This is a genomic window from Stenotrophomonas sp. PS02298 (genome assembly GCF_029959445.1).
GTDB lineage: Bacteria > Pseudomonadota > Gammaproteobacteria > Xanthomonadales > Xanthomonadaceae > Stenotrophomonas.
In genome coordinates this window covers 1-23,101 of record NZ_JASCOR010000066.1, presented here as the reverse complement: position 1 = coordinate 23,101, position 23,101 = coordinate 1, and the positions used below count along the sequence as shown (strand labels likewise).

The 23,101-nt window shown below is 61.0% G+C and carries 20 protein-coding genes; 16 read left to right on the top strand and 4 right to left on the bottom strand.

Annotation, left to right across the window (positions count from 1 at the left end; genetic code table 11):
* Window positions 1–79 precede the first annotated feature (79 nt).
* The gene (locus tag QMX78_RS11430) at window positions 80–694 is read right to left on the bottom strand and encodes a lipocalin family protein (RefSeq protein ID WP_282269571.1); all 615 of its coding nucleotides are present in this window, start codon (window positions 692–694) and stop codon (window positions 80–82) included.
* Window positions 695–830: 136 nt separating this feature from the next.
* Here QMX78_RS11430 and QMX78_RS11425 point away from each other — a divergent pair, with 136 nt between their 5' ends.
* Window positions 831–1,148, top strand: coding sequence for a hypothetical protein (locus QMX78_RS11425; protein WP_282269569.1), 318 nt, complete (start codon window positions 831–833; stop codon window positions 1,146–1,148).
* A 68-nt stretch (window positions 1,149–1,216) separates the two neighbouring features.
* Entirely contained in the window at window positions 1,217–3,316 is a 2,100-nt protein-coding gene (locus tag QMX78_RS11420; RefSeq protein WP_282269563.1) for a prolyl oligopeptidase family serine peptidase, read from the top strand.
* A gap of 585 nt (window positions 3,317–3,901) precedes the next feature.
* On the opposite strand, the gene QMX78_RS11415 is transcribed toward QMX78_RS11420, so the two are convergent.
* A complete protein-coding gene (locus QMX78_RS11415; protein WP_282269561.1) occupies window positions 3,902–5,104 on the bottom strand; it encodes a pyridoxal phosphate-dependent aminotransferase in 1,203 nt (400 codons plus the stop codon).
* Between the two features lie 103 nt (window positions 5,105–5,207).
* Here QMX78_RS11415 and QMX78_RS11410 point away from each other — a divergent pair, with 103 nt between their 5' ends.
* The 10 genes from QMX78_RS11410 to QMX78_RS11365 all read left to right on the top strand — a co-directional run bounded on the left by QMX78_RS11410 (window position 5,208) and on the right by QMX78_RS11365 (window position 18,217).
* Window positions 5,208–7,316, top strand: coding sequence for a S9 family peptidase (locus QMX78_RS11410; RefSeq protein ID WP_282269559.1), 2,109 nt, complete (start codon window positions 5,208–5,210; stop codon window positions 7,314–7,316).
* Between the two features lie 18 nt (window positions 7,317–7,334).
* On the top strand, window positions 7,335–7,757 hold the full coding sequence (locus tag QMX78_RS11405) for a YbaN family protein (RefSeq protein ID WP_282269558.1): 423 nt from the start codon (window positions 7,335–7,337) through the stop codon (window positions 7,755–7,757).
* Between the two features lie 52 nt (window positions 7,758–7,809).
* Window positions 7,810–8,043: a lipoprotein gene (locus QMX78_RS11400; RefSeq protein ID WP_282269555.1), complete on the top strand. Its 234-nt coding sequence runs from the start codon at window positions 7,810–7,812 to the stop codon at window positions 8,041–8,043.
* Window positions 8,036–8,887 carry a diaminopimelate epimerase gene (dapF, locus tag QMX78_RS11395; RefSeq protein ID WP_282269554.1) on the top strand — a complete coding sequence of 284 codons (852 nt, stop codon included), beginning with the start codon at window positions 8,036–8,038 and terminating at the stop codon, window positions 8,885–8,887. The genes QMX78_RS11400 and dapF overlap by 8 nt, the downstream gene beginning before the upstream one ends.
* Window positions 8,884–9,561 carry a DUF484 family protein gene (locus QMX78_RS11390; protein ID WP_282269553.1) on the top strand — a complete coding sequence of 226 codons (678 nt, stop codon included), beginning with the start codon at window positions 8,884–8,886 and terminating at the stop codon, window positions 9,559–9,561. The genes dapF and QMX78_RS11390 overlap by 4 nt, the downstream gene beginning before the upstream one ends.
* Before the next feature lie 16 nt (window positions 9,562–9,577).
* Complete coding sequence (gene xerC, locus QMX78_RS11385) at window positions 9,578–10,456, top strand: tyrosine recombinase XerC (RefSeq protein WP_282269552.1); 879 nt, start codon at window positions 9,578–9,580, stop codon at window positions 10,454–10,456.
* Between the two features lie 377 nt (window positions 10,457–10,833).
* The gene (locus tag QMX78_RS11380) at window positions 10,834–13,755 is read left to right on the top strand and encodes an RNA 2'-phosphotransferase (protein WP_282269551.1); all 2,922 of its coding nucleotides are present in this window, start codon (window positions 10,834–10,836) and stop codon (window positions 13,753–13,755) included.
* Between the two features lie 591 nt (window positions 13,756–14,346).
* The gene (locus tag QMX78_RS11375) at window positions 14,347–15,390 is read left to right on the top strand and encodes a helix-turn-helix domain-containing protein (protein WP_282269550.1); all 1,044 of its coding nucleotides are present in this window, start codon (window positions 14,347–14,349) and stop codon (window positions 15,388–15,390) included.
* Between the two features lie 94 nt (window positions 15,391–15,484).
* Window positions 15,485–16,696 (top strand): nuclear transport factor 2 family protein, encoded by a 1,212-nt coding sequence (locus QMX78_RS11370; protein WP_282269547.1) that lies wholly within the window; start codon window positions 15,485–15,487, stop codon window positions 16,694–16,696.
* 189 nt (window positions 16,697–16,885) lie between these two features.
* A complete protein-coding gene (locus QMX78_RS11365; protein ID WP_282269545.1) occupies window positions 16,886–18,217 on the top strand; it encodes a S41 family peptidase in 1,332 nt (443 codons plus the stop codon).
* Window positions 18,218–18,337: 120 nt separating this feature from the next.
* Here QMX78_RS11365 and QMX78_RS11360 read toward each other — a convergent pair whose 3' ends face one another.
* Window positions 18,338–19,126: a hypothetical protein gene (locus QMX78_RS11360; protein ID WP_282269540.1), complete on the bottom strand. Its 789-nt coding sequence runs from the start codon at window positions 19,124–19,126 to the stop codon at window positions 18,338–18,340.
* A gap of 138 nt (window positions 19,127–19,264) precedes the next feature.
* Here QMX78_RS11360 and QMX78_RS11355 point away from each other — a divergent pair, with 138 nt between their 5' ends.
* Complete coding sequence (locus QMX78_RS11355; protein ID WP_282269538.1) at window positions 19,265–19,693, top strand: hypothetical protein; 429 nt, start codon at window positions 19,265–19,267, stop codon at window positions 19,691–19,693.
* Window positions 19,694–19,777: 84 nt separating this feature from the next.
* Here QMX78_RS11355 and QMX78_RS11350 read toward each other — a convergent pair whose 3' ends face one another.
* Window positions 19,778–20,614, bottom strand: a complete 837-nt coding sequence (locus tag QMX78_RS11350) for a restriction endonuclease (protein WP_282269536.1) — start codon at window positions 20,612–20,614, stop codon at window positions 19,778–19,780.
* A gap of 422 nt (window positions 20,615–21,036) precedes the next feature.
* On the opposite strand from QMX78_RS11350, the gene QMX78_RS11345 reads away from it, so the two are divergent.
* The 3 genes from QMX78_RS11345 (at window position 21,037) to QMX78_RS11335 (ending at window position 22,937) form a co-directional block, all read left to right on the top strand.
* Window positions 21,037–21,549, top strand: coding sequence for an MAPEG family protein (locus QMX78_RS11345; protein ID WP_282269534.1), 513 nt, complete (start codon window positions 21,037–21,039; stop codon window positions 21,547–21,549).
* 314 nt (window positions 21,550–21,863) lie between these two features.
* Entirely contained in the window at window positions 21,864–22,316 is a 453-nt protein-coding gene (locus QMX78_RS11340) for a VOC family protein (RefSeq protein WP_282269532.1), read from the top strand.
* Between the two features lie 147 nt (window positions 22,317–22,463).
* A complete protein-coding gene (locus QMX78_RS11335; protein ID WP_282269530.1) occupies window positions 22,464–22,937 on the top strand; it encodes a DUF1203 domain-containing protein in 474 nt (157 codons plus the stop codon).
* Window positions 22,938–23,101: the final 164 nt, after the last annotated feature.

Genomic DNA, 23,101 nt, shown 5'->3' with positions numbered 1-23,101 from the left:
CCAGGCCGAGCCAGGCGCGGCTGGTTCGTTATCGGTAGAGCCCGGCCGAGCATGGCTCGGCTCTACGGTTCTGTCCCTGTTACTTCTTGTTCGGCACTTCAAAGCCCAGCTTGTCCACCTGCTGCGGGTGCTGCGGCACGCGTTTGAGCTTGTCGGTGTTTACGTCGTACTTGTCACGCAGACGCGTGGCCAGCTGGCGGTAGGTGGCGTTGTCCATGTCCGGCTCGCGGGCGAAGATCCACGCCATCTCGCGACCCGGGTAGCCGATCAGCGCCCAAGAGTAGTCCGGCGCCACTTCAAGAATGCGCGAACGGGTCGGTACTACCCGGTAGAACCAGGTGCGCCAGCTGCGGTTGCCGCTTTCTTCGTCCACCTTGGCACGGATGTCGATCTCTTCTTCCGGTTCGGCAAAGCCTTCGCGGAACTGGTACTTGATGGCCACCTTGTCGTCGTCACGCAGGGTATAGGTGTTGACGCTGGCCACATGGCCGCGTTCGATGAAGTTCGGTACGCGTCCGATCACATACCAGCGGCCCATGAAGCGCTGCAGGTCGATCGGGCCCTCGGCGATTCCCTCCACCGTCGTCGTCGCCGCCGTCGCCGTCGCTGGCGCAGCCTCCTGTGCAAACGCCTGGCTCAGCGGCAGGGCGAGACTCAACAACATGGCGGACACAAAGACGGGAATCGGTCGCATTACGGGTAAGGCACCTATGAAGGTCAGGGCTGCATGTTCGGCGGGCAATGATGCGCCCGTCAATGGCAGGTCGCAGTCTATGAGATGGCGGCCGCCGAGGATGCACTCCAACACAGCCATGTTGCCGGAGAACGTCATGACCAAGCCGCTTGCATCGTCATCCCGTCGTAACGCGCAGGACGCACCCGACCCGCAGGTGCTGCGCTGCGTCAGACAGGCGGCCCTGGCTGGTCTGGCGCTGGTGCTGGTATGGCCGGCGGCGCGCGGCCACAGCCAGTGGATCGGCTGGTTGCCGTTGTGGCTGCTGGGCATGCCGCTGAGTGCCTGGTGGGCCTTGTATCGCTTCCGCCTACCCGCAGCTTGGCGGAATCGCCACGCCAAACCGCGTAAACGCGGCCCGCAGGCCACTCGTGGCCGTCGCCCGGCGCGGCGCCGCCTGCCGCAGGCGGCCTGACCTTCGACACGTGGGGGCGGGCAGGGGGCTGTGTTAGCGTTCGGGGCTTATGACCGCATGGAGCCAACATGTCCCGACTCACCTCTGCCTGCCTTGTGGCAGGTCTGCTTTCTTCCGGCCTGGCCGGGGCCGCCATGGCCGCTGACGACTCCCAGGACAAGTACGCCTGGCTGGAAGACGTCACCGGCGACAAACAGCTGGGCTGGGTGAAGGAGCAGAACGCCAAGTCCGAAGGCCGTCTGGCCGTGACCCCGCAGTTCAAGGCGATGAAGGCCGGCATCCGCGAAGTGCTTGATTCGGATGCCAAGATCCCGGGCGTCGAGAAGATTGGCGACTACTACTACAACTTCTGGAAGGACAAGCAGCACGAGCGCGGCGTATGGCGCCGCACCACGCTGGTCGAATACCGCAAGGCCGAGCCGCTGTGGGAAACCGTGCTGGACCTGGACGCGCTGAACAAGGCCGAGGGCGAGAACTGGGTGTGGCACGGCGCCAACTGCCTGCGCCCGGAGTACAACCGCTGCCTGATCGCGCTGTCGCGCGGTGGTGCTGACGCCGATGTCACCCGCGAGTTCGACATCTCCAAGAAGGATTGGATCAAGGACGGCTTCTTCCGCGCCGAGGCCAAGGGTGGCTTGGGTTGGATCGACCAGGACAACGTCTTCGTCTACACCGATTTCGGCCCGGGTTCGATGACCACCTCCGGCTACCCGCGCGTGGTCAAGCGCTGGCAGCGCGGCACCCCGATCACCGCCGCAACCACGGTGTACGAGGGCAAGCCGGAAGACATGTACATCGCCGCGATGCACGACGATACGCCCGGTTTCGAGCGTAACTTCGTCAGTCGCACGATTGCCTTCTACAACAACGAGCTGTTCCTGATCGGCACCGACGGCAAGCTGACCAAGGTCGACGCGCCGAACTCGGCCGAGAAGGGCATCCGCCGCGAATGGCTGACCCTGGAACTGCGCGAGCCGTGGACCGTGGGCGGCAAGACGTACACCGCCGGTTCGCTGCTGGCGACCAAGTTCGATGACTTCATGGCCGGCAAGCGCGAGTTCGACGTGCTGTTCGCGCCGACCGATACCACCTCGCTGGCCGGTACCACCTGGACCAAGTCGCACGTGGTGCTGAACGTGCTGGACGACGTCAAGAACCGCCTGAAGGTGTTGACCCACGGCAAGGACGGCTGGGTGAGCAGCGATTTCACCGGCGCACCGGCCTTCGGCACCATTGGTGTTGGCGCGGTGGACGCGGACGAAAGCGACGCGGTGTGGATGACCGTCACCGACTACCTGACCCCGACCACCCTGGCCATGGCCGAGATCGGCCAGCAGCCGGAAGTGCTCAAGACCATGCCGGCGTTCTTCGACGCCAGCGACAAGGTGATCGAGCAGCACTTCGCCACCAGCAAGGACGGCACCCGCGTGCCGTACTTCGTCGTGCACGACAAGGCGATGAAGCTGGACGGTTCCAACCCGACCCTGCTGTATGGCTACGGCGGCTTTGAAATCTCGCTGACCCCCGGTTATTCCGGCGGCATGGGCCGCTCCTGGCTGGACAAGGGCGGCGTGTACGTCGTGGCCAACATCCGCGGCGGTGGTGAGTACGGCCCGCGCTGGCACCAGGCGGCGCTGAAGCAGAACCGTCACAAGGCGTACGAGGACATGGCAGCGGTGGCGCAGGACCTGGTCACCCGCAACATCACCTCGGCCAAGCACCTGGGTGTGCAGGGCGGCAGCAACGGCGGTCTGCTGACCGGCAACATGCTGACCCAGTACCCGGAGCTGTTCGGTGCGGTGGTGGTGCAGGTTCCGCTGCTGGACATGAAGCGCTATAGCCACCTGTTGGCCGGTGCTTCGTGGATGGCCGAGTACGGCAACCCGGACACGGCGGATTGGGACTTCATCAAGACCTTCTCGCCGTACCACCTGTTTGATCCGGCCAAGAGCTACCCGCCGGTGCTGTTCACCACCTCCACCCGCGATGACCGCGTCCACCCGGGCCACGCCCGCAAGATGGCGGCCAAGATGATCGACGCAGGCAAGGACGTGACCTACTACGAGAACATTGAAGGCGGTCATGGTGGCGCGGCGAACAATGCGCAGGCTGCGCATATGTCGGCACTGGCCTACAGCTTCCTGTGGGAACAGCTGAGCAAGAAGTGACGCTTGGTTTGAAGTGATGCAAAACAAACGCCACCGAAAGGTGGCGTTTGTTTTTGCTCTGCTCTGCGCTGCTTTGCTCTGCTTTGCTTTGAGTGCTTCGGCTTAAGCCCCTCTCCCGCTTGCGGGAGAGGGGTTGGGGTGAGGGCAGGGCGGAGTACTGATGGCGAATTGAGGTAGCTGCTTCCAAAGCTCAAAAGCTCAAAGGCCTCCCCCATCCGCCCTCCGGGCACCTTCCCCCGCAAGCGGGAGAAGGGAATAGCCAAAGCCAAAGCCAAAGCCAAAGTCAAAGTCAAAGTCAAAGTCAAAGTCAAAGTCAAAGCTAAAGTCAAAGCTAAAGTCAAAGCTAAAGCTAAAGCTAAAGCTAAAGCACCCCTCCCCAACCCTCCCCTTCGCCTACGGCGAAAGGGAGGGAGTGCAAGCAAAGCATGCGTGCTGAGTTGTGCTTGCGCCTTTGCTTCTGCTGTCGCTTCTACCCCCTCCCTTTCGCCGTAGGCGAAGGGGAGGGTTGGGGAGGGGTGCCTTTAGTCTTCTAGCTTCTAGCTTCTAGCTTCTAGCTTTTAGCTTTTAGCCCTCAGCCCTCAGCCCTCAGCCAACTTTCCCAGCCAACCAACTCTCCAATCCCCGCCCAATCCGCTCAACCGCCTCCTGCAAACGCCCAACATCCTGCGTATACGCAATCCGCACATGCTGGTTCGCCCGGTAGTTCCCAAAATCCAGGCCGGGCGTAAACGCCACATGCTCGGTCTCCAGGAAGTGCGCACAGAACGCCTGCGCATCATCGGTGAACGTACTCACGTCGCAGTACAGGTAGAACGCCCCCTGCGGCTCCACATCAATCCGGAAGCCCAGCGCCCGCAGCGCCGGCAACAGATAATCCCGTCGCTGCCGGAACTGCTCGCGACGCTGTTCGAAGATCGCAATCGTCTCCGGCTCGAAACACGCCAAGGCTGCATGCTGCGCCATCGACGGCGCGCTGATGTACAGGTTCTGCGCGAGCTTCTCCAGCTCGGGCACCGCGCGCGGTGGCGCCACCAGCCAGCCAAGGCGCCAGCCGGTCATGCCGAAGTACTTGGAGAAGCTGTTCAACACGAACGCTTCGTCATCCACTTCCAGCACGCTGGGCGCATCAAAGCCGTAGGTCAGCCCGTGGTAGATCTCATCCACCACCAGATGCCCGCCACGCTCCTTCAGTGCAGAAGACAAGCCAGCCAACTGCCCCGCATCCAAGGTGGTGCCGGTCGGATTGGCCGGCGAGGCCACCAACGCACCAACACTGCTGGCATCCCAATTTGCAGCAATGGATTCCGGGGTCAGCTGATAGCCACTTTCCGGCCCCACCGGCACCAGCTGCGCCGCGCCTTCAACCAAACGCAGGAAGTGCCGGTTGCAGGGATAGCCGGGGTCGGCCAGCAGCCAGTGCTTGTCCGGGTCCACCAGCAGGCTGGAGGCAAGCAGCAGTGCGCCGGAGCCGCCCGGCGTGACCAGGATCCGCTCCGGGTCGATGTCCAGCCCGTAGCGCTGGCCGTAGAAGCCAGCAATGGCCTGGCGCAGGGCGGGCAGGCCGCGCGCTGCGGTGTAGCGCGTATGACCGGCGGCCAAAGCGGCCTGGCCGGCGCGGACGATGGGCTCGGCGGTGGTGAAATCCGGCTCGCCGATCTCCAGGTGGATCACGTCGTGGCCTTGCTGCTCCAGTGCGTTGGCGCGGGCCAGCAGCGACATGACGTGGAAGGGCGCGATCTCCTGACTGCGGCGGCTGTACGGGGCGTGCGGGGTGTGGGGCGTGTTCATCGCTGCATGATAGGCGCCGTTGATGGCAGCGGGGCAAGCGCCGGGCATGGCACACTGTGGCCTGCAGCACTGGATGCACCACCGTTGTTCCGGAGTGAACCTGATGAAACCTCTTCTTTGCCTGTTGGTTGCAAGCCTGATGATCAATACCGCCGCCGCGTCCCAGCCCACCCCGCCTGATGTCGAGAAGCGCCCGCATACGGTGACCGCGCCGTTCGGTGCGCAGCGCGAGGATGCGTATTACTGGTTGCGTGACGACGAGCGCAAGGAGCCGGCGATGCTGGCCTACCTCAACGCCGAGAACGCCTACACCGACGCCTTGATGGCGCCGCTCAAGCCGCTTCAGGACAAGCTCTACGCCGAGATCGTCGGCCGCATCAAGCAGGACGATGCCAGCGTGCCCTACCGCGAGCGCGGCTACTGGTATTACACCCGCTACGAGACCGGCAAGGACTACCCCATCCACGCGCGCCGCAAGGGCGACATGCAGGCGCCGGAAGAGGTGCTGCTGGATCTCAACGTGCTGGCCGAGGGCAAGGGCTATTACGCCGTCAGCGACATGGACATCAGTCGCGACAACACCTTGCTGGCCTATGCCGAAGATTCTGTCGGCCGCCGCCAGTACACCATCCGCTTCAAGGACCTGGCCACCGGCAAGGTGCTGGACGACGTGATCGAGGGCGTGTCGGCCAATGTGATCTGGGCCGATGACAACCGCACGCTGTTCTACGTCGAGAACGACCCGGAAACCCTGCTCACCGTGCGCGTCAAGAAGCACGTGCTCGGCACCCCGGCCAGTGCCGACGTGCTGGTCTACGAGGAGAAGGACGACAGCTTCTACATGGGCATTGGCCGCACCCGCGACGACCGCTTCATCACCATCGGCGTGGACAGCACCGTGTCCTCCGAGCTGCGTTACACCTCTGCCGCCAACCCGGGCGAGTTCACTGTGCTGGCCAAGCGCGAGCGCGATGTCGAATACGACGCCGACCACTACAACGGCCAGTGGGTGATCCGCACCAATGCCGATGGCGCCACCAACTTCAAGCTTGTCACCGCGCCGGAAGGTGCCACTGACCGCAAGCAGTGGAAGGATTGGGTCAAGCACGATCCGCAGGTGCTGATCGAAGGCTTCGAGCTGTTCGACGGCTATACCGCCATCGCCGAGCGTGCCGAAGCGCTGGAGCGCGTGCGCCTGCTGTTCGCCGATGGCCGCAGCGAGTTCGTCAAGGCCGATGAGCCGGCCTACTCGATGGGCCTGTCGGTCAACGCCGAACCGGAAACCGAGTGGTTGCGTTACAGCTACACCTCGCTGACCACGCCGGCCACCACCTACGAGCTCAACGTCAAGACCGGCGAGCGCCGCCTGCTCAAACAGCAGCCGGTGATCGGCTATGACCCGAGCAAGTATGAAACCGAGCGCGTCTGGGTGACCGCCCGCGATGGCGCGCGCATTCCGGTGTCGCTGGTCTACAAGAAGGGCTTCAAGAAGGACGGCACGGCCGCCCTGTACCAGTACGCCTACGGCAGCTACGGCATGTCGATGGACCCCAACTTCAACCAGAGCGTGGTCAGCCTGCTGGATCGCGGCGTGGTCTACGCCATCGCCCACATCCGTGGCGGCCAGGAAATGGGCCGCAGCTGGTACGACGACGGCAAGCTGCTGCACAAGCAGAACACCTTCAACGACTTCGTCGACGTGACCCGCGCGCTGGTCGCACAGGGCTATGCCGCCAAGGACCGCGTCGCAGCCTCGGGCGGCAGCGCCGGTGGCCTGCTGATGGGCGCGGTGGCCAACCAGGCCCCGGGCGACTACCGGGTAATGGTTGCACAGGTGCCGTTCGTCGACGTGGTCACCACCATGCTCGATGCCAGCATCCCGCTGACCACCAACGAGTACGACGAGTGGGGCAACCCGGAGCAGAAGCAGTACTACGACTACATGCTCAAGTACTCGCCGTACGACAACGTCACCGCCCAGGCCTATCCGTCGCTGTTCGTCGGCACCGGCCTGTGGGATTCGCAGGTGCAGTACTGGGAGCCGGCCAAGTGGGTAGCCAAGCTGCGTGATGTCAACACCGGCAGCCAGCCCATCGTGTTCCGCACCAACATGGAAGCTGGCCACGGCGGCAAGTCCGGCCGTTTCCAGCGTTACAAGGAACAGGCCGAGTCCTTCGCCTTCGTGCTGGGGCAGCTGGGCCTGGCCGACTGACGCAGTTGGGCCGCAGCGATGCCTGATACGCCGCCGCCACGTGATCCTCCCGATCCACGCACGCGCCCACCGCGCCTGCGCTGGGCGTGGTGGCTGCTGGCCTATGTGAGCCTGGGCGTGGGCATCGTCGGCATCTTCGTGCCGGGGCTGCCCACCACCGTCTTCGTGCTGATTTCGGCATGGGCAGCTTCGCATGGCTCCGAGCGGCTGCACCGTTGGCTGCTGGACCACCCGCGCTTCGGCCCGGCCATCCGCGATTGGCAGGCGCACGGCGCGGTCAGCCGCAAGGGCAAGTGGATGGCCAGCCTGACCATGCTGGCCTGTGCCCTGATCACCCTGTGGTGCGTGCCGCTGGCCTGGGTGAAATGGACCTCGATCAGCATCATGGCCTGCGTCTGCCTGTGGCTGTGGCTGCGCCCCTTGCCCCCGGGCGAACGCTGAACGGGGCGCGGCCGCGGTTCGGACTTCGCGGTCCAGTGGCTATACTCGGGGGATGAACAAGACGTCCCGTTTCCTGATTCTCATCCCGGCGGCCTTCCTGCTGCTGGGTCTCAGTGCCTGCGGCAACAAGGGCCCCTTGGTAATGCCGCAGAAGCCGGTGCCGATCGAGGAACAGGAAGTCACCCCGGCCGATCAGCCCGCCACTGAAAAGCCTGACCCGGCCGCCGACAAGAAGGCCGACGAAGCCATTGAAGACGGAACCGGTGGTGCTGGCGTAAATGGGTAAGTCGGCAACAGGGCGCATGCGCTTCAGTAAGATGCATGGCGCCGGCAATGATTTTGTGGTGTTGGACCTGCGTGATGGCAGCGCGCCGCCGAATGCCGAGCAGGCAGCGCTGCTGGCCGACCGCCACCGCGGCGTGGGCTGCGACCAGATCCTGACCATCGAAGCCCCGCGCAGCGAAGGCGCGGTGGCGTCCTACCGCATCTGGAACTCCGACGGCTCCACCTCGCAGCAATGTGGCAATGGCGCGCGCTGCGTGGCCGCCTGGCTGGTACGCGACGGCGCGGCGCAGGGCGATGACTTCATCATCGACAGCCCAACCCGTACCCACGCCGTGCAGCGCCTGGCCAATGGCGAATACGCCGTGGCCATGGGCAAGCCCGAATTCGAGCCGGAACAGATTCCGCTGCTGGGCTTCCCGCGTGCACGCGAGGAATACATGACCTCGCTGCAGGGCGAGAACGTGCGCTTCGGCGCCGTGTCGATGGGCAACCCGCACGCCGTGCTGGAAGTCGGTTCGGTCGACGCTGCACCGGTCGAGCGGGTAGGGCCCTTGCTGCAGCAGAACCCCTCGTTCCCGGAATCGGTGAACGTCGGCTTCGCCCAGGTGATGGATGCCGGCCACGCCCGACTGCGCGTGTACGAGCGCGGCGTCGGCGAAACCCTGGCTTGCGGCAGCGGTGCCTGCGCGGCGGCGGTGGTGCTGATGCAGCGCGGTCGCCTGCAGCGCGACGCCTTGATCTCCTTGCCCGGTGGCGACCTGGGTATCCAATGGCCGGCAGACGATGCCGAGATCGTGATGTCCGGCCCGGCAGCATTCGTATTCGACGGAGAGTGGATGGGATGAACGACACAGTCGAGAAAATCGGTGCCCATGAAGTCGCAGCCTGGCTGCGGCGTCATCCGACCTTCCTCAAGCAGTTCCCCGACCTGGCACTGACCATGGTGGTGCCGCGCGACGATGGCCCCACCGCCTCGCTCGCCAGCTACCAGCTGGAAGTGCTGCGCGACAAGAACCGCGAGCTGTCGCGGCGCTTGGCCGACCTCGGTGCCAATGCGCAGATCAACGAACGCCTGGCCGTGCGTACCCACCAGCTGACGCTGGCGCTGATGCGCCAGACCAGCGCCGCCGACACCCTGCGTGCGATGGCCGCCTCGCTGGAAGAAGATTTCGCCGGCGACCTGGTGCGCATCGTCTCCTTCGACGACGTGCCGGAACTGGCCGAAGCACCGTGGCTGCAGGTCATCGCCAAGGACGACGCCAAGCTGGCCCCGTTCCACGACTGTCTGCAGGACGGCGAGCCCATCTGCGGCCGCCTGCAGCAGGAAAAGAACGACGTGCTGTACGGCGAGCGGGTCAACGAAGTGTCATCCACCGCGCTGTTGCCGCTGCCGGGCGTTGGCCTGATTGCGGTAGGCAGCTACGACCCCAACCGTTTCTATCCCGGCATGGGCACGCTGTTCCTGCGCATGATGGGCGAATCGCTGGTGACGGGTCTGCAGCGTTTCCGCAGCGCCTGAGTGGAGTGACGCGGCGATGAGCGCCGTCCAGGCATTCCTGTCCTATCTGCAGGTCGAGCGCCGCATGTCGGCGCACACGCTGGACGCCTACCAGCGTGACCTCGCCGCGCTCACGCAATGGTGCGAAGCGCACGACATCGCCGATCCGCAAACCCTGCAAGGCGATCAGCTGCGCGAGTTCGTCGCCAGCGAGCACCGCCGCGGCCTGTCGGCCAAAAGCCTGCAGCGCCGCCTATCGGCTTGTCGCAGCTTCTACGCCTGGCTGCTGAAGAACAACGTCATCGACAACAGCCCCGCCGCCGGCCTGCGCGCGCCCAAGGCACCGCGCAAACTGCCGCAGGTGCTGGACGCCGACGAAGCCGTGCAACTGGTCGAACTGCCCACCGACGCACCGCTAGGCCTGCGCGACCGCGCGCTGTTGGAGCTGTTCTATTCCTCAGGCCTGCGCCTGAGCGAACTTTGCGCCATGCGTTGGCGCGACCTCGATACCGCAAGCGGCATCGTGCTGGTGCACGGCAAAGGTAACCGCGAACGCACCGTGCCGGTCGGCTCGCATGCAATGAACGCATTGCAGGAATGGCGCAAGGAAAGCGGCGGCACCGGCGAGAAACCGGTATTCCCGGGCCGCAGCGGCGGCCCGATAAGTCAGCGCGCCGTGCAGATCCGCATCAAGCAACTGGCGCAACGCCAGGGCCTGTTCAAGAACGTGCACCCGCATATGCTGCGGCACAGTTTCGCCAGCCATATTCTTGAATCCTCAGGCGATCTGCGTGGCGTGCAGGAGCTGTTGGGGCATGCGGATATTGCAACCACGCAGATCTATACGCATCTGGATTTCCAGCATCTGGCGAAGGTTTATGATGCTGCGCATCCTAGGGCTAAGCGGAAGAGTTGAGTTTGGTTGGTCCGAATAGTGCTTATTGCTCAATCAAAAAAACTCGTCTATCTACCAAATCTAAGTTGATAGGATGCCATGCGCTAGCCTGTGCTAATGAGAAGCGAGAGCTGTGCACTAGTGGATGAACTACTGGGTAGGCTGGAAAGAGTGCAATACATATCTTCGCTTTTCGCTAGTGCTTGGGTGCCCGCTGCTGGAGCAATGCGTTGGCAAAAACAGCTGCCCTCTCCGTTAGAGCCATTCTCAGGCCGATGTTGGGCTCGAGAGATAAGGCTGCGATCGAGGGTGCTATCCTCCCGGATAACTAACGGGCCAGCAACGCAGATATCCAATAGGCTCCTAAGGTTCTGGTGAGCTGTTCTTAGAATAACCATATGATTCACGAATTTTCGAATATATCTGGCTTGAACGCAATGACAGAAAATATGGATATCTCCAACGTACTAAACGAGTGGTCCCCCGAGCTGGCAGATCGGTTGACAACGCTGTCCTATATTGGTTCGGCAGCTTCGACTCGCTGGTTGACCAATTCGCCGCGCTCACAAGAATTTAGTCTTCTCATGAGTGGCGAAGGCTATAACATCGCCATCGAGATGTGGCACAAAGTGCTAAAGAGTGAACTGGTGCTGCCTGCCCCCATTTTGCTGGTAATTCTAGAGCATATGCGGAGAAGGCCGTTCAATGTGTTGCTTGGTCTGCAGAAGCGGAACCTTGCGTTTTCAAGAACCATAGCGAATATTTCATTTCGGGCCGCTGGGGCGCTGTACGAGGAGGCGAAAGATAGTTTTGCGAGTCACGAAATTGACGTGGCCGTTGGTCGTTTCCGTCTGGCTCTATCAGAGTTTAGATTTGCGATCGAAAGTAGTCAGCTTTCAGATGCGACATTGAAGATTGCCACCGGGAAGTACGCAGCTGCAGTTGCAATGATTGGCCGCTGGGTTAATGTTTCTATTGAAACTGTTCTAAGGGCCCTGCAGTACTCAAAGGAATCTATGGCGCTTGGTAATAAGCGGGCAGAAACTTTGATGTACTGTCTTGAATTGCAGGTGCTGTACTATGACCAGTCTGGGGATGCGGCATCTCTGAATGATGCGTTTGAGCTTCTGGCTGGAAATAGATCTATAGCAGTTGGAGCTGAGCTGGTTGAGGCTGAGGTTAAATATCGATTTTCCATCCTCCATAAAAGCAACCCTGCAGAACACTCGCGCTACCTAGTGTCCGCACGTGCGAATCTGGCGCGTTCTAGGTCACGAGGGAAAGGTACTGTTGAAGATGCACGTTGCAATGTGCTCACGTCTATGATCGAAGATGCTGAGAGGGGTGGGCCGATAACTTCTGCCAGGCTTGCAGCGATTCCAAGGGGGCTGTTGGCTCAGATGGCAATCAAACCATCTTTAGAGCTTTGGAAAGCAATTAGGCGAATTATTAGGAATCTTGAGCCGTTGCGAAATGCTGGTTCTGTTCCTGCCGCAGTGCTCAGTGCGCGTTATTTGCGGCAGATTGTCGATGGTCCAGAGGGCCTCATTCAGAAGCAAGATCTTTCCATGTACGTTGAGATTACTAAGTGGCTCGCCGAGAATGCACCTTACAACCGGCACGTTCGGTGGGAAGCTGGTGCTGCGGCGCTATCTGCAGCCAAGAGGTCGGGAAAAAGAGATTTGGCGCTGCGCGCGCAAGAGATATTTAATTTCCTGACAATTCTTGATCCAAAGTGGCCGCTTCCGCGAATAGGAATTGCTCGAGTTAGAGATTATCTATACTTCCTCTCGGGAAATAGGGGCGGGTACTCAGCTAGTAGCTGGCGAGAAGCTTCGAAGTTGGCATTGAGTTCGCCCAATTACGCGAGGTCCAACCTTGGTGGGCGGAATGAAGTTTTCGCGGTTGCGGACGCTCGGGGATTTTTGTCTGAGACGTTTGTATTCAAACGCACGACCAAGCCTAAGGCTGAGCACGAAGCATCTATGCTGAACGCACTACGTGCCGAGATTGATAAAAGAGGTTGCAATAATATCTACGAAGTTCCGCGCTCTCTGGCGATTGTAGAAGTTCCTTCTGAAGACGAGCGCAAGTGGGTGCATGTAACACAGAGGTCTGCCGGACAAATATTGAGCGAGATTTCCGGAGAGGAGGCTTCACAATTACTGGAGCCAATAGTGGATCTTCTCGCGCTTTTCCATCGTGTCGCCGGGGAGCCACCTGCGGGTAAGTCAGCTTGGCGGCCGCTTAAAGACTACTTGAAGATGTGGTCGAGGGCGCTGTTTGATCCTGAGCAGGCAGACGCTTTCGTCGATTCGCTCCGTAAATCATTCCCCACAGAATTTCGGCTAGTTCGCAAGCGTGACGGTCACGCGTCCAATTGGCTGATAGATCCGGCAGGGCGAATAGTCGCGATTGACTTCGAGTCCGTTGAGTTCATCCCCGCAGGTTACGATGTCGCTCAATTGATTGAAGACAATGCGTTGGTGTCACCAAATGCGGAAGGATGGTATCGGCGCTTAGCAATTATGGCGCGCTACCTTGGAGAAATAGGGCATGAAGTTGCGGAAGAAGCTTTGATCTCGGCTTATGGCTGGTTTTGTTTAACTCGTGCATTGAGGCTGGGTACAGAGAGGCAGGCGGGAAAAAGCCTGCGTCGTCATGCCCGTGAAATTTGTGGAATGCTAATGGAGTTTGGCGACGTTGCTATGCAAATTATGGCGAAGGAGTTGCTCCATGCCCTATCTCGGATAGATCAAGCAGAGCCGAAGGAGTCAAATCCAAGCCATGACCATCGGCGTTTGAGTAAGGCCATGGCATACCAGCTTCGCCATCATGGCCCTAGCAATGGCGTCGCTATAGATGAAGCCGGTTTCGCATCTATGGATGATCTTGCGTTTGTTCTTGAAGTTGATTCGAGCCATTTGCTAGCTGTGGCTGAACACCCCGGGGAACCGCGATTCCAAGTCAGAGAAGGGAACATTCGAGCGCTTTACGGTCACTCTCTACCTGTAAATGTTGATGTTGGGATCAAGGTGGAAGCACCAGCTTCGCTTTACCACGGATCTAGTTGGTCGGTGTTGGATTTGATTCTTGCGGAGGGACTAAAACCTATGAATAGACATAGAGTTCACTTGACAAATATAGCTGGCGAAGCAATGGCTGTCGGTGGGAGGAAGGGAGCGGCGATTCTTCTGTCTATTGAGCAAAGTCACGATGAAGAGCCCATAGCTGAAGGTATTTGGGTTGCGAAATCGATTGAGCGTAATCGGCTGTCTGTACTCAACCCATTTGGTGACGAGGCGGGTACGGTTCAGTGACATGCGCATAAGAACTGGTTGGCAGTCTTGGGAGTTGCTCTGACAGTCTCTGAACCTATTTTGCGAGCAGGCGACAGATAACGGTGGTCGTTGAAGTTGGAAACATCGATTATCGGTTCTTGATAACCAGTTCGCGGGTAGCGCTGTATGAATGAGGTGTGGGGTGTCGCTGCATGTCATTTCCTATTTGTTGGAGTGGCGTAAATCGCGACACTGGCTTCTCTGGGATATCAGTCTAGTAATTCATCTGAAAGTATAGTTGCTTCGGGGCTTGATGCTGCGTCAAGAGAATAAAGCAGGTGGCGCGTAAGGCTGCGCACCGCATTCCAATCGCCTCAAATTTTGAAAGGACGCAGTTGCGCTAGTCGCGAGCTCCTCGCGATCAAGGATAGTTCGTGTGGCGGCGGCCGAGCGAGATCACAGGAGGCTCGTCACCAGTCCGGAAGAGCTGCAGGTCGCATCAGAATCGATCGTTTTGACCCTCGTTTGAGTCTCCACTTGTTTCCATGACGCCACAATCCGAAGCGGACATACTTCAATGCACCGAATTACCTAGTCTCCACTCGCTTCCTTCCGGGCACCCATGCACCCATGCTGACGTCTTACCTGCTGTTCTTCTTTGCCGGCCTGGGCGTCTTCAACGGTGCGGCGTTGTCGGTCTACCTGCTATGTCGAAAACCCGTAAGCCCTGCCCAGCGCTGGCTGGCGGCCTTGGTGCTGATGCTGAGTCTGCGCACGGGCAAGTCCGTGCTGGTCTACTTCTGGCACGACATCTCCAAGCTGGTTCTGCAGGTCGGCCTGACCGCCTGTTTCTTCATCGGCATCTGCCTGATCGGCTTCGTGCGCGCCTGGCTTGATCCCGATGGCCAGCAGACCCGGAACGATGCGGCAATCGCCTTGGGCCTGCTGGTGTTGGCGGCTGCCTTTGGAGTCGCCTGGCCGTATACCGATAACGTCTGGCTGTGGGCTGGGCCGGTGTGGGCCTCCATCCAGGTGATCTGGTTGGTATGCCTGCTGCTTGCAGCGGGGCTGTTCCTGCGCGGCGGCAAGCAAGGTCGGGTCGATGCAGGGCCCGGCACGCTGAGCCGCAGCCATGTGGTCTCGGTGATCGCGGGCGTGGGCGTGATCTGGCTGGCCTATGCCACCGCCGGGCTGACCTCTTACATCGTCGGTGCGCTGTCCTTCTCGCTGGTGCTGTACCTGAGCATCAGCGTTGCGCTTGCCCGGCGTAAGCCTGCTCCAGTCGCCGAGCCTTACCGCGACCGCAAGATCGCGCCCCGTGAAGCCGAGGCGACCTTGCGCGCCCTGGAAGCGCTGATGACCGACGAGGGCCTGTACAAGGACGCGGGTCTGACCCTGGCCAAGCTGGCCAAGCGGCTCAACATCCCCACGGCTCGGTTGTCGCAGCTGCTCAACGACAACCTCAAGACCGCCTTCAAGCCCTACCTGGCGCAGGTCAGGATCGAGGCGGCCAAGCAGTTGCTGCGCGAACAGGCGTCGGCATCGATGGACGATGTGGCGGAGGCGTCCGGCTTCCTGTCCACCTCCACCTTCTACAGCAGCTTCAAGAAGGTGGAAGGGACCACGCCTGCGGCGTGGCGGCAGGCCCAGTCGCGCTTGGTGGCCGACTCCTGAAACGTGTTTGGTGAGTCCGCAAACACGCTTCAGTAGATTGATTCGTAAAGGAATTCCGCAGACTTCGGGGCACCCATCCTGCGGAGTCTCCTTCATGTCAGTAACGCGTTCCAAGCCTGCCACTGCCGGTGTGATGTCGCTGCCAGCACGCCTCATCCGATGGTTCGTCGTGGCCAGCTTGGCGCTGTGGTTCGGCGGGCTTGCGCATGCCGATCCAGGCGCGGATCAGCGTGAGATCTCCGCAGTCATCCAGGACTATCTGCGCGGCAGTTCCTACAACCAGCGCGATCGGCTCAGCCGCGCCTTTCATCCCGATGCGCGGCTGTACCTGAGTCAGGGCACGGACGGCATGCGCGAGGTGGGCATCGCCGAATACACCAGCTGGTTCGGCAAGGAGCCGGGGCTGTTCAATGGCCGTGTCGGTCGCCTGCTCGGTATCGAGATCGAAGGCAATATCGCAACCGCCAAGGCGGAGATTCTGATCAGCAAGGATCAGGCACGCTACGTTGACCTGTTCCTGCTGAAGAAGCTGGAAGGGCGCTGGCTGATCATCAGCAAGACCGCCACCCGCGAAACCGCACCCGCGCATGGCCGCCAGGTGCTGCTGGTGGTGTCCAACGTGGACACCATGCCCGGCACCCGCCTGAGCGCCGGCAACAGCTTCTCGGAGCTGATCCATGCCTATGCCGGATTCCGTGAGGCCGGCTACGGTGTGCAGTTCGTCAGCCCCGAAGGTGGAGCCGTGCCGCTGGCCTACATCGACACCAGCATCCGCGAGCACAAAGCCGGCATCTACGACGCCGACCTGATGTGGGCGCTGGCCAACACGCGCCGGCCCGACGAGGTGACCGCCAGCGACTACGCCGCGCTGATGTATATCGGTGGCAGCGCCGCGATGTACGGCGTTGCCGAGCACCCCGGCATGCAACGCTTGGCGGTGCAGATCTACGAGCAACGCGGCGGCATCGTCTCGGCGGTGTGCCACGGCAGTGCTGGGCTGGTGAACCTGGCCCTGTCCGATGGCTCCGCGCTGGTCAGCGGAAAGCGCGTCACCGGCTATCCCGATGCCTACGAGGACATGAGTGCTGCGTACTACAAGACCTTCCCGTTCTCGATCGAGCAGCGCCTGCGCGGAAGCAAAGGCCAGTTCAGCTACGGCGCACGCGGCACATCGCATGTGGAAGTTGATGGCCGGCTCATTACCGGCATGAACTGGGAATCCACCCGTGGCGTGGTGGCTGCGATCATCCAGCGTTTGGAAGCGGAGAGTGCCGCGCTGGAAAACACAGCCCAAGCTGGCGGTTGAGCAACTGCAGCCAAGCCGAACTGCCTGCTGCGAGATGGCAGCGGGCAGGATCGGTGTCCATTGTGGATGAGGGCGATTGCAGCCCATCACTTGTTGCATATCCGGTATTCGTGACCTGCTTGCAGCCTTGTGGTGGAAGCAGGGCGTCTGAACTAGGATTGCGCTTCAAGTCGAACAAGGCAGTTGACTATGCATCGCTTGGCCATTTTGCTTTCTGTTGCGTTCTTCAGCGGCTGTGCCCAGGCGGATACCGCTTGGCGGGGTACCAGCACCCAGTCGCTTGCCAGCGGCTCAGGCGATATTTCGAAAGCCGGTGGTGCGGCAGTCACCTTGTCCGCCGAGTCGACAGGTGAAAACCAGTTCGTCGGTGCAATCACCACGATTGACGCAGCGGCCTTTCAGGGACGGGAAGTCGTTCTCACCGGCACGCTTCTGGTAAAAAGCGGTACCGGCAACGCCGCGCTTTGGGTCCGAGCGGACGGCCCCGAAGCGCCTTTGGCCTTCGCAAGCACGGGTGATCGGCCCGTGCGTCTCAATGAAGGCCCCCAGCCGCGAGAGGCCCGGCTCTACATCCCGGCAGCCGCGACCAGTCTCAAGCTTGGGGTGACACTTGGCAGTGCTGGGCAGGTAGATGTGGAGCACCTTACGCTCAACGCCGAGAGTGCAGTCCAGAGCAACGTATCCGCCTATGACATGCTCGATACCGCCATTTCCATCATCCGCGCGAACGCCCTGAACGCAGATCGCGTGGATTGGAAGTCCGAGCAGAAGTCACTTCTGACTCCAGACTTGAAGAAGCTTCCCGCACAGGAGGCGTACAGCAGGATTCAGACGGTTCTTACTGCGCTTGCAGACCGGCATAGCTCCGTGCAGGCGCCCAGTGCTGTTTCAACCTATCGTGCCGGTGCAGTCGTTACGCAGGCCGTGGAAGCCAGGTCAATGCAGGACATCGGCTATCTTTTGGTGCCGGGCTTGCGCGGCTCCGATCCCAAGGCCAGCGATATCTTCAGCACTCAACTTTGCGAGCACATCGCCGGCTTGGCAGAGACGGCAAGCAAGGGCTGGATCATCGACCTTCGTGACAATACGGGGGGCAACATGTGGCCGATGATCAAGGGGCTGAGGCCACTGTTGGGTGACGCCGATCTTGGTGCATTCCGGGACCGCAATGGTGTAGCAACGGCGTGGCGCGCCCAGCCTTCCAAGGAGTGCGAGGTCGATCTTTCCCAGAGCCGCGTCGGCGTGCTCGTGGGCCCCAGGACGGCAAGCTCAGGCGAGGCGGTGGCCGTTGCCTTCCAAGGCCGCCCGGGTACCCGCTTCTTCGGGCAGCCGACAGCGGGACTCTCGACGGCCAACCAGTCGTTTGCGCTTCCTGACGGTGGCGCTATTGCATTGACGACAGCGGTATTCCTCGACCGTACTGGAGTGGCGTATCTGCAGGGTATACAGCCCGAAAAACCCGTGCCTCGCGAACAAGATGCAGTTGCTGCAGCGGCAGCGTGGCTGCGTGCGCAGCCTTGATTGCGTGTTGCTGGTGCGAGTCGAAACCGGGGTCAGAGTCGAATTGTTTGAAGACGGATTCCGATGTTCCACTCGCAGGGTCACCGCCTGACGTGGTGAGCAAGCAGAAACCCTGGGGCTTCAGTTGACTGCTGGAGGTGACGCCGTACTACTCGCTGGCGCATAGAGGCCGTCATAGCCGGGTATCACTCCAATGGCCGGCAGGTAGCCCCGCTTGTCGCCAACGTGGCGGTTGTCCGGGATGGCGGTGACACCGCATTCCGGCACACAGACCCAGGCTGTGCCGGCCGGCCCGCGCACATAGAGGCTGTGTGGATTCAGGTCGGACAGCAGGTATCCGGCTGGCTCATAGTCGGGTGCCGACTGTCTGCCTTTCTCGCGGCTGGCATGGACGTTCCCCAGCAGCGCAATCACTGCGGGCACGGCGTTGTGTGCTGCCCTGATGCGCGAGGCCATGCCGGCGTCCCTCGATCCTGGCGTGCCATCGTCGACGGCCAGCACGCTGATTCGTGCGCCTTCCAAGCGTAGTGATCGCAGCCGGTGCAACAGTTGCAGCATGGCCGCGCTGGATCGCCCGTCCTGGGGCTGGCGTGTCCAGAATTGGCTGGCTAGAAGTGCCGCCTGGTCCGCATCGGAACCCTTGCTTGCCAGGAAGTTGTCCAGGCTTGTCTGCTCTTCGATTGGAATCTCCATCGCGACTACCACTGGACTTCCTGACGTTGCGCTGGCGCAGGCCAGGTTGCCAATCAGTGCTGGTGCCTCGTTGGTGCCATGGACCTCACCTACCAGCAGCAGGCTTGCAGCGGGCATGTTCAGAGGCCAGCTGCAGTTGGTGTTCTCATTGGCTGAAACAACGTCATTTGCGAATGCACTTGACGCCAGCAGCAGAAGTGGAAGGAGTGACTTCATGTCGAGATCCTTTGTCGAGATGCATCCGTGGCACGCCGTCACTGTACACGGTTGCGGCCCGCTGCCGCCGTTGTAGAACAGGCGTTGGACGTATGATGCAGGACCTGGTTTTCCCTCGCCTGATCGCCCGGCATCCCCATGACCAAACTGCTCATGACAAGAATCGATGTGCCCGGCTGGGCACGTCCGTTTGCAATGGATATCGATGCGGAGTTTGGCGCGCGGCTCCATCAGGCCGCCGAGTCTCAGATGGCCGAGATCCATGCCGCTGCCCATGCGCTGGTACAGTGTTACGTTGACGAGGTGGCGGGCGACATGCTGTTCCCCGACAAGGGGAGAATGACCGGTGATTACTACGTTTCCGAGCTGCGTTGTGACGTTTCGAAGACTGATTCCTTCCCTGAGGCTGAAGCGCACCGGCTAAGTCTGTTTGTGCGCTGCCTTGAACACGCCTTCGTGCAGCAGCAGACAGATTTTGACTACCTCGGGCTCGAGGTGCATTTCCTCTGGAATGAGGAACGCGCAAGCTTCGAAGCTACCGGTGATATCGATTCAAGCTCGATCTGAGCAGGCCGGTGCTAAGTGACCGTCTGATTTGAACTGCCACTCTGGAAGCAACGTCACCAGCGAGAATCGTGCTTAAAAGTAGGATCAGGTGATTGCTGTTCCCGTGCCCCTGCATTTCGGGAAATTGCTGCAGCCCAGGAAGCGTTGCCCCGTGCTTCTATTGACCCGCTGCACCAACGCGCCTCCGCAGCGAGGGCAGGGCGCGGCATCTGCCGCCGGATGCGCCGGTGTAGCCAGCGTTGGTTCCGTGCGCTGATTGATTGGCGCGGGTGCATCTTCCACTGTCTTCAACGATTGGATCATTGCCAGCAGCTGTTCGCCGCCGATCAGTTCGATGGGCTTCTCGCGCGCGAAGGCCTCCGCATCCGGAGTGAACGTGCCGATACAGACAATCTTGACGGCCTGCGCTTGGTGATGGGCAAGAAGCCCTGCCATCTCGCGCACCACGCTGACGCCTACCTGTTGGCGCTTCCACTGTTTGCATTGCACCAGCGTGCGTCGGCCGTCCTTGCGCAGGATGAGGTCGATGCCGCCATCGGGACCGCCCAGTCCGGTTTCTTCCACCGTATAGCCCTGGCGGCGGAATGCTTCGCCGACGAGCTGTTCGAACTGGCGCCAGCCGCCGGCCGCCAGGCTTTCGAGCGTGGTGCGCGTATCCAGGAAGCGGCGGCGCTTGCGGGCATTGAGGTAGGAGGCCAGCGCGGCGATCCAGCAGATGCCGAGCAGCATCCATGCCAGCGGCGCGAAGACAGCACTGGATTGTTGGCCAAAGGCTTGCGCCAGCATGCCGCCTTGAAGGGACAGGAACCACTGGATGCCGTAGCGCACCAGGATGAAGCCGATGATCCCTGCGAGGAAGCCTATCGGCCACGGGATGGTTGCTAATGCGCCGATAGGAGATTGTTTTGTTCTGCGTCCCATGCGAACCCCCTGTTCCAGAGGACAACTTAGCGCCTGGGTGGGGTGTTGTCAGCAGGTTAGTCGATTTGTAGGAGTGCCGTGTAAGGCGCGAAGCGGGTTATGTCGGGTGTTTGGCAGCTGGTTGCGCTGGTGGTGTTCCTGCTTCGCGGCTCACGCCGCTCCTACAAATGATGCTTGAGGGACTTATCAAAAAGGCCGCTTTCAAGCGCCCTTAGGTGGCTTGCGCTATTCCTTGCCCGCGATCTTGGCGTAAGAAAGCCTGCGTTTGTTCTCGATGACGACTTGAAGGACGAACAGGCAAGGCGGCTGGGCACCGGCTGCGATATGGGTGCGCTTCCCAGCCTTGTGCCTGTTCGTGTGGCCGAACGTCGATACGGGTTCAGTAATAGCAGTTTCGTCTTGAGCGCGAGCGGTTTACGCATGTGGGGGCAACGCGCCAGAATGCGGCGCTGGGCTCAGATGCCGCACAGGTACGCGGCTGGCACTTTCGCAAGGATTCCTACTTTCACGGAGTGATGGCAATGGCTTCGCCAAGTCTGATCGCACTGACCTTGTTTATCGTCTGGACGCTGCTGCTTATGGCGCTAATGGAGGTCATCAGGTCAAAGATCGCCCTTCAAGGGACTGTTTCGGCGAATGAGTTCAGGCCGGACAACGCGAATCTATCTCCGTTCATGCAACGGCTGGCGCGTGCTCACGCGAACTGCATCGAGAACATTCCGGTTCTGGGTGGTTTGTTGCTGATCGCAATTGTCAGCGGGCGGGAGTACATCACCGATCCGCTGGCCTACGTGTTGGTGGCGGCGCGTTTCGCGCAGTCGCTGATCCATCTGGCGTCCTCTTCTTCGGCAGCAGTGACGCTGCGGTTTGTCGCGTTCATCACTCAAGTGATGATTGGCCTGTACTGGTCTTTCAAGCTGCTCACTTCGATTTGACTGCCACCTTGTGCCAGCGTGCCAAGGAGGCTTTGCAGCTGATCCTTCCCTTGGGTGCCAAAGCCAAGGAAAGGACTGCAGCCGAGCGCATGGTCGAGCCGGATGTGCTGCTCACGTGGCTTGGCCGGGTAGTGCATCGGCACGCTTCAGTGGCTGGGGCGATGTGGACACGTAGGCCGCTGCGCTCTCAGCGGTAGTCCGGCAATGGGTCAGGCACGTGCAGGTCGTTTGCCGCTATCCTGCCGTCGCCCCAGTGTGTCAACGGGAGCTGATCAGGCGGTTTCTACCCTGGTGCCGGGCACCGAGGAGTCTGTATGACGGTCAAGCGCATGGACAACGTGGGTATCGTGGTCGAGAACCTCGATGCCGCCATTGAGTTCTTCGTTGAACTGGGACTTGTGCTTGAGGGGCGCATGCCAATCGAGGGTGAATGGGCTGGTCGCGTTACCGGCCTGCGCAACCAGCGCGTGGAGATCGCGATGATGCGCACGCCCGATGGCCACAGCAGGCTTGAGCTCTCCAGGTTCGATGCGCCGGGGATCGCCTCCGATCACCGTGCAGCACCGGTGAATTCCCTGGGCTACCTGCGCGTCATGTTCGCGGTCGAGGACATCGATGACACGCTTGAACGGCTCAAGAAGCTGGGGGCGTCGGTGGTCGATGAGGTGGTCAACTACGAGAACACCTATCGGCTGTGCTACATCCGTGGTGTTGAGGGCATCCTGATCGGGCTTGCCCAGGAGCTGGGGCAACGGGCAGCCGAGTGAGTGTCGCGCGCCGGTTGGGGAAGGGCCAGACGGCAGCGATTGACGATGGAATCCTTGTTGCCGGCGATTGAATGCTGCGTCTGATCATGGCGAGCAGCTGCACGCGAAGAGTGGGATGTTGCGGTTCCCTGATCCACGGAATACTGCATGTCCTCCTTCCTGCTGAGCGGTTTGAGTCCCGCACTGTTCGTCGAGCTTTTCCAGCTTGATGATGCTGCGCTTGATGCGCGCCACATCACTCGTGTCACTGCTACTGAGGCATCAGGATTTCCCTGCCGGGTCAGCCTTGCTGATGCGACGGTGGGAGAGGAACTGTTGCTGCTTTCCTTTCAGCACCAGCCGGCGGATTCGCCGTACCGGGCGAGTGGGCCGATCTTTGTCCGGCGCGGTGTTGCCCGTGCGGAACTGCAGGTCAACGAGGTGCCATCGCAGGTGCAGCGTCGGCTGATGTCGTTGCGGGCGTACAGCGTGGAGGATCGGATCACGTTTGCCGAGGTCTGCGATGGAAGAGACGTTGGCGAGTGGCTGCAAGATGTATTCGAAGATGCTGCTGTGGCCTATGTGCATCTGCATTTTGCACGTTATGGCTGTTTTGCGTGTAGGGCGGACCGGGTGTCGTGAACCCGGCTGTTGTTTGTAGGAGCGGCGTGAGCCGCGAAGCAGATGGTTCGTCAGGCTGTGGCTGTTTGCGCGATCTGCAGGTGCGGTGGTTTCGCGGCTTACGCCGCTCCTACAGGGTGGCTGTTGGATTGCCTGGAAGGTCTCTGCCGAGCATGGCTCGGCAC

Excerpts from the sequence above, each read along its gene's own strand:
- QMX78_RS11405 (WP_282269558.1), top strand. The coding sequence starts at position 7,335 with ATGCCTGATACGCCGCCGCCACGTGATCCTCCCGATCCACGCACGCGC.
- QMX78_RS11415 (WP_282269561.1), bottom strand. The coding sequence starts at position 5,104 with ATGAACACGCCCCACACCCCGCACGCCCCGTACAGCCGCCGCAGTCAG.
- QMX78_RS11340 (WP_282269532.1), top strand. The coding sequence starts at position 21,864 with ATGACGGTCAAGCGCATGGACAACGTGGGTATCGTGGTCGAGAACCTC.
- QMX78_RS11410 (WP_282269559.1), top strand. The coding sequence starts at position 5,208 with ATGAAACCTCTTCTTTGCCTGTTGGTTGCAAGCCTGATGATCAATACC.
- QMX78_RS11375 (WP_282269550.1), top strand. The coding sequence starts at position 14,347 with ATGCTGACGTCTTACCTGCTGTTCTTCTTTGCCGGCCTGGGCGTCTTC.
- QMX78_RS11380 (WP_282269551.1), top strand. The coding sequence starts at position 10,834 with ATGATTCACGAATTTTCGAATATATCTGGCTTGAACGCAATGACAGAA.
- QMX78_RS11420 (WP_282269563.1), top strand. The coding sequence starts at position 1,217 with ATGTCCCGACTCACCTCTGCCTGCCTTGTGGCAGGTCTGCTTTCTTCC.
- QMX78_RS11390 (WP_282269553.1), top strand. The coding sequence starts at position 8,884 with ATGAACGACACAGTCGAGAAAATCGGTGCCCATGAAGTCGCAGCCTGG.
- QMX78_RS11360 (WP_282269540.1), bottom strand. The coding sequence starts at position 19,126 with ATGAAGTCACTCCTTCCACTTCTGCTGCTGGCGTCAAGTGCATTCGCA.
- dapF (WP_282269554.1), top strand. The coding sequence starts at position 8,036 with ATGGGTAAGTCGGCAACAGGGCGCATGCGCTTCAGTAAGATGCATGGC.
- QMX78_RS11400 (WP_282269555.1), top strand. The coding sequence starts at position 7,810 with ATGAACAAGACGTCCCGTTTCCTGATTCTCATCCCGGCGGCCTTCCTG.
- xerC (WP_282269552.1), top strand. The coding sequence starts at position 9,578 with ATGAGCGCCGTCCAGGCATTCCTGTCCTATCTGCAGGTCGAGCGCCGC.
- QMX78_RS11335 (WP_282269530.1), top strand. The coding sequence starts at position 22,464 with ATGTCCTCCTTCCTGCTGAGCGGTTTGAGTCCCGCACTGTTCGTCGAG.
- QMX78_RS11355 (WP_282269538.1), top strand. The coding sequence starts at position 19,265 with ATGACCAAACTGCTCATGACAAGAATCGATGTGCCCGGCTGGGCACGT.
- QMX78_RS11370 (WP_282269547.1), top strand. The coding sequence starts at position 15,485 with ATGTCAGTAACGCGTTCCAAGCCTGCCACTGCCGGTGTGATGTCGCTG.
- QMX78_RS11350 (WP_282269536.1), bottom strand. The coding sequence starts at position 20,614 with ATGGGACGCAGAACAAAACAATCTCCTATCGGCGCATTAGCAACCATC.
- QMX78_RS11430 (WP_282269571.1), bottom strand. The coding sequence starts at position 694 with ATGCGACCGATTCCCGTCTTTGTGTCCGCCATGTTGTTGAGTCTCGCC.
- QMX78_RS11365 (WP_282269545.1), top strand. The coding sequence starts at position 16,886 with ATGCATCGCTTGGCCATTTTGCTTTCTGTTGCGTTCTTCAGCGGCTGT.
- QMX78_RS11425 (WP_282269569.1), top strand. The coding sequence starts at position 831 with ATGACCAAGCCGCTTGCATCGTCATCCCGTCGTAACGCGCAGGACGCA.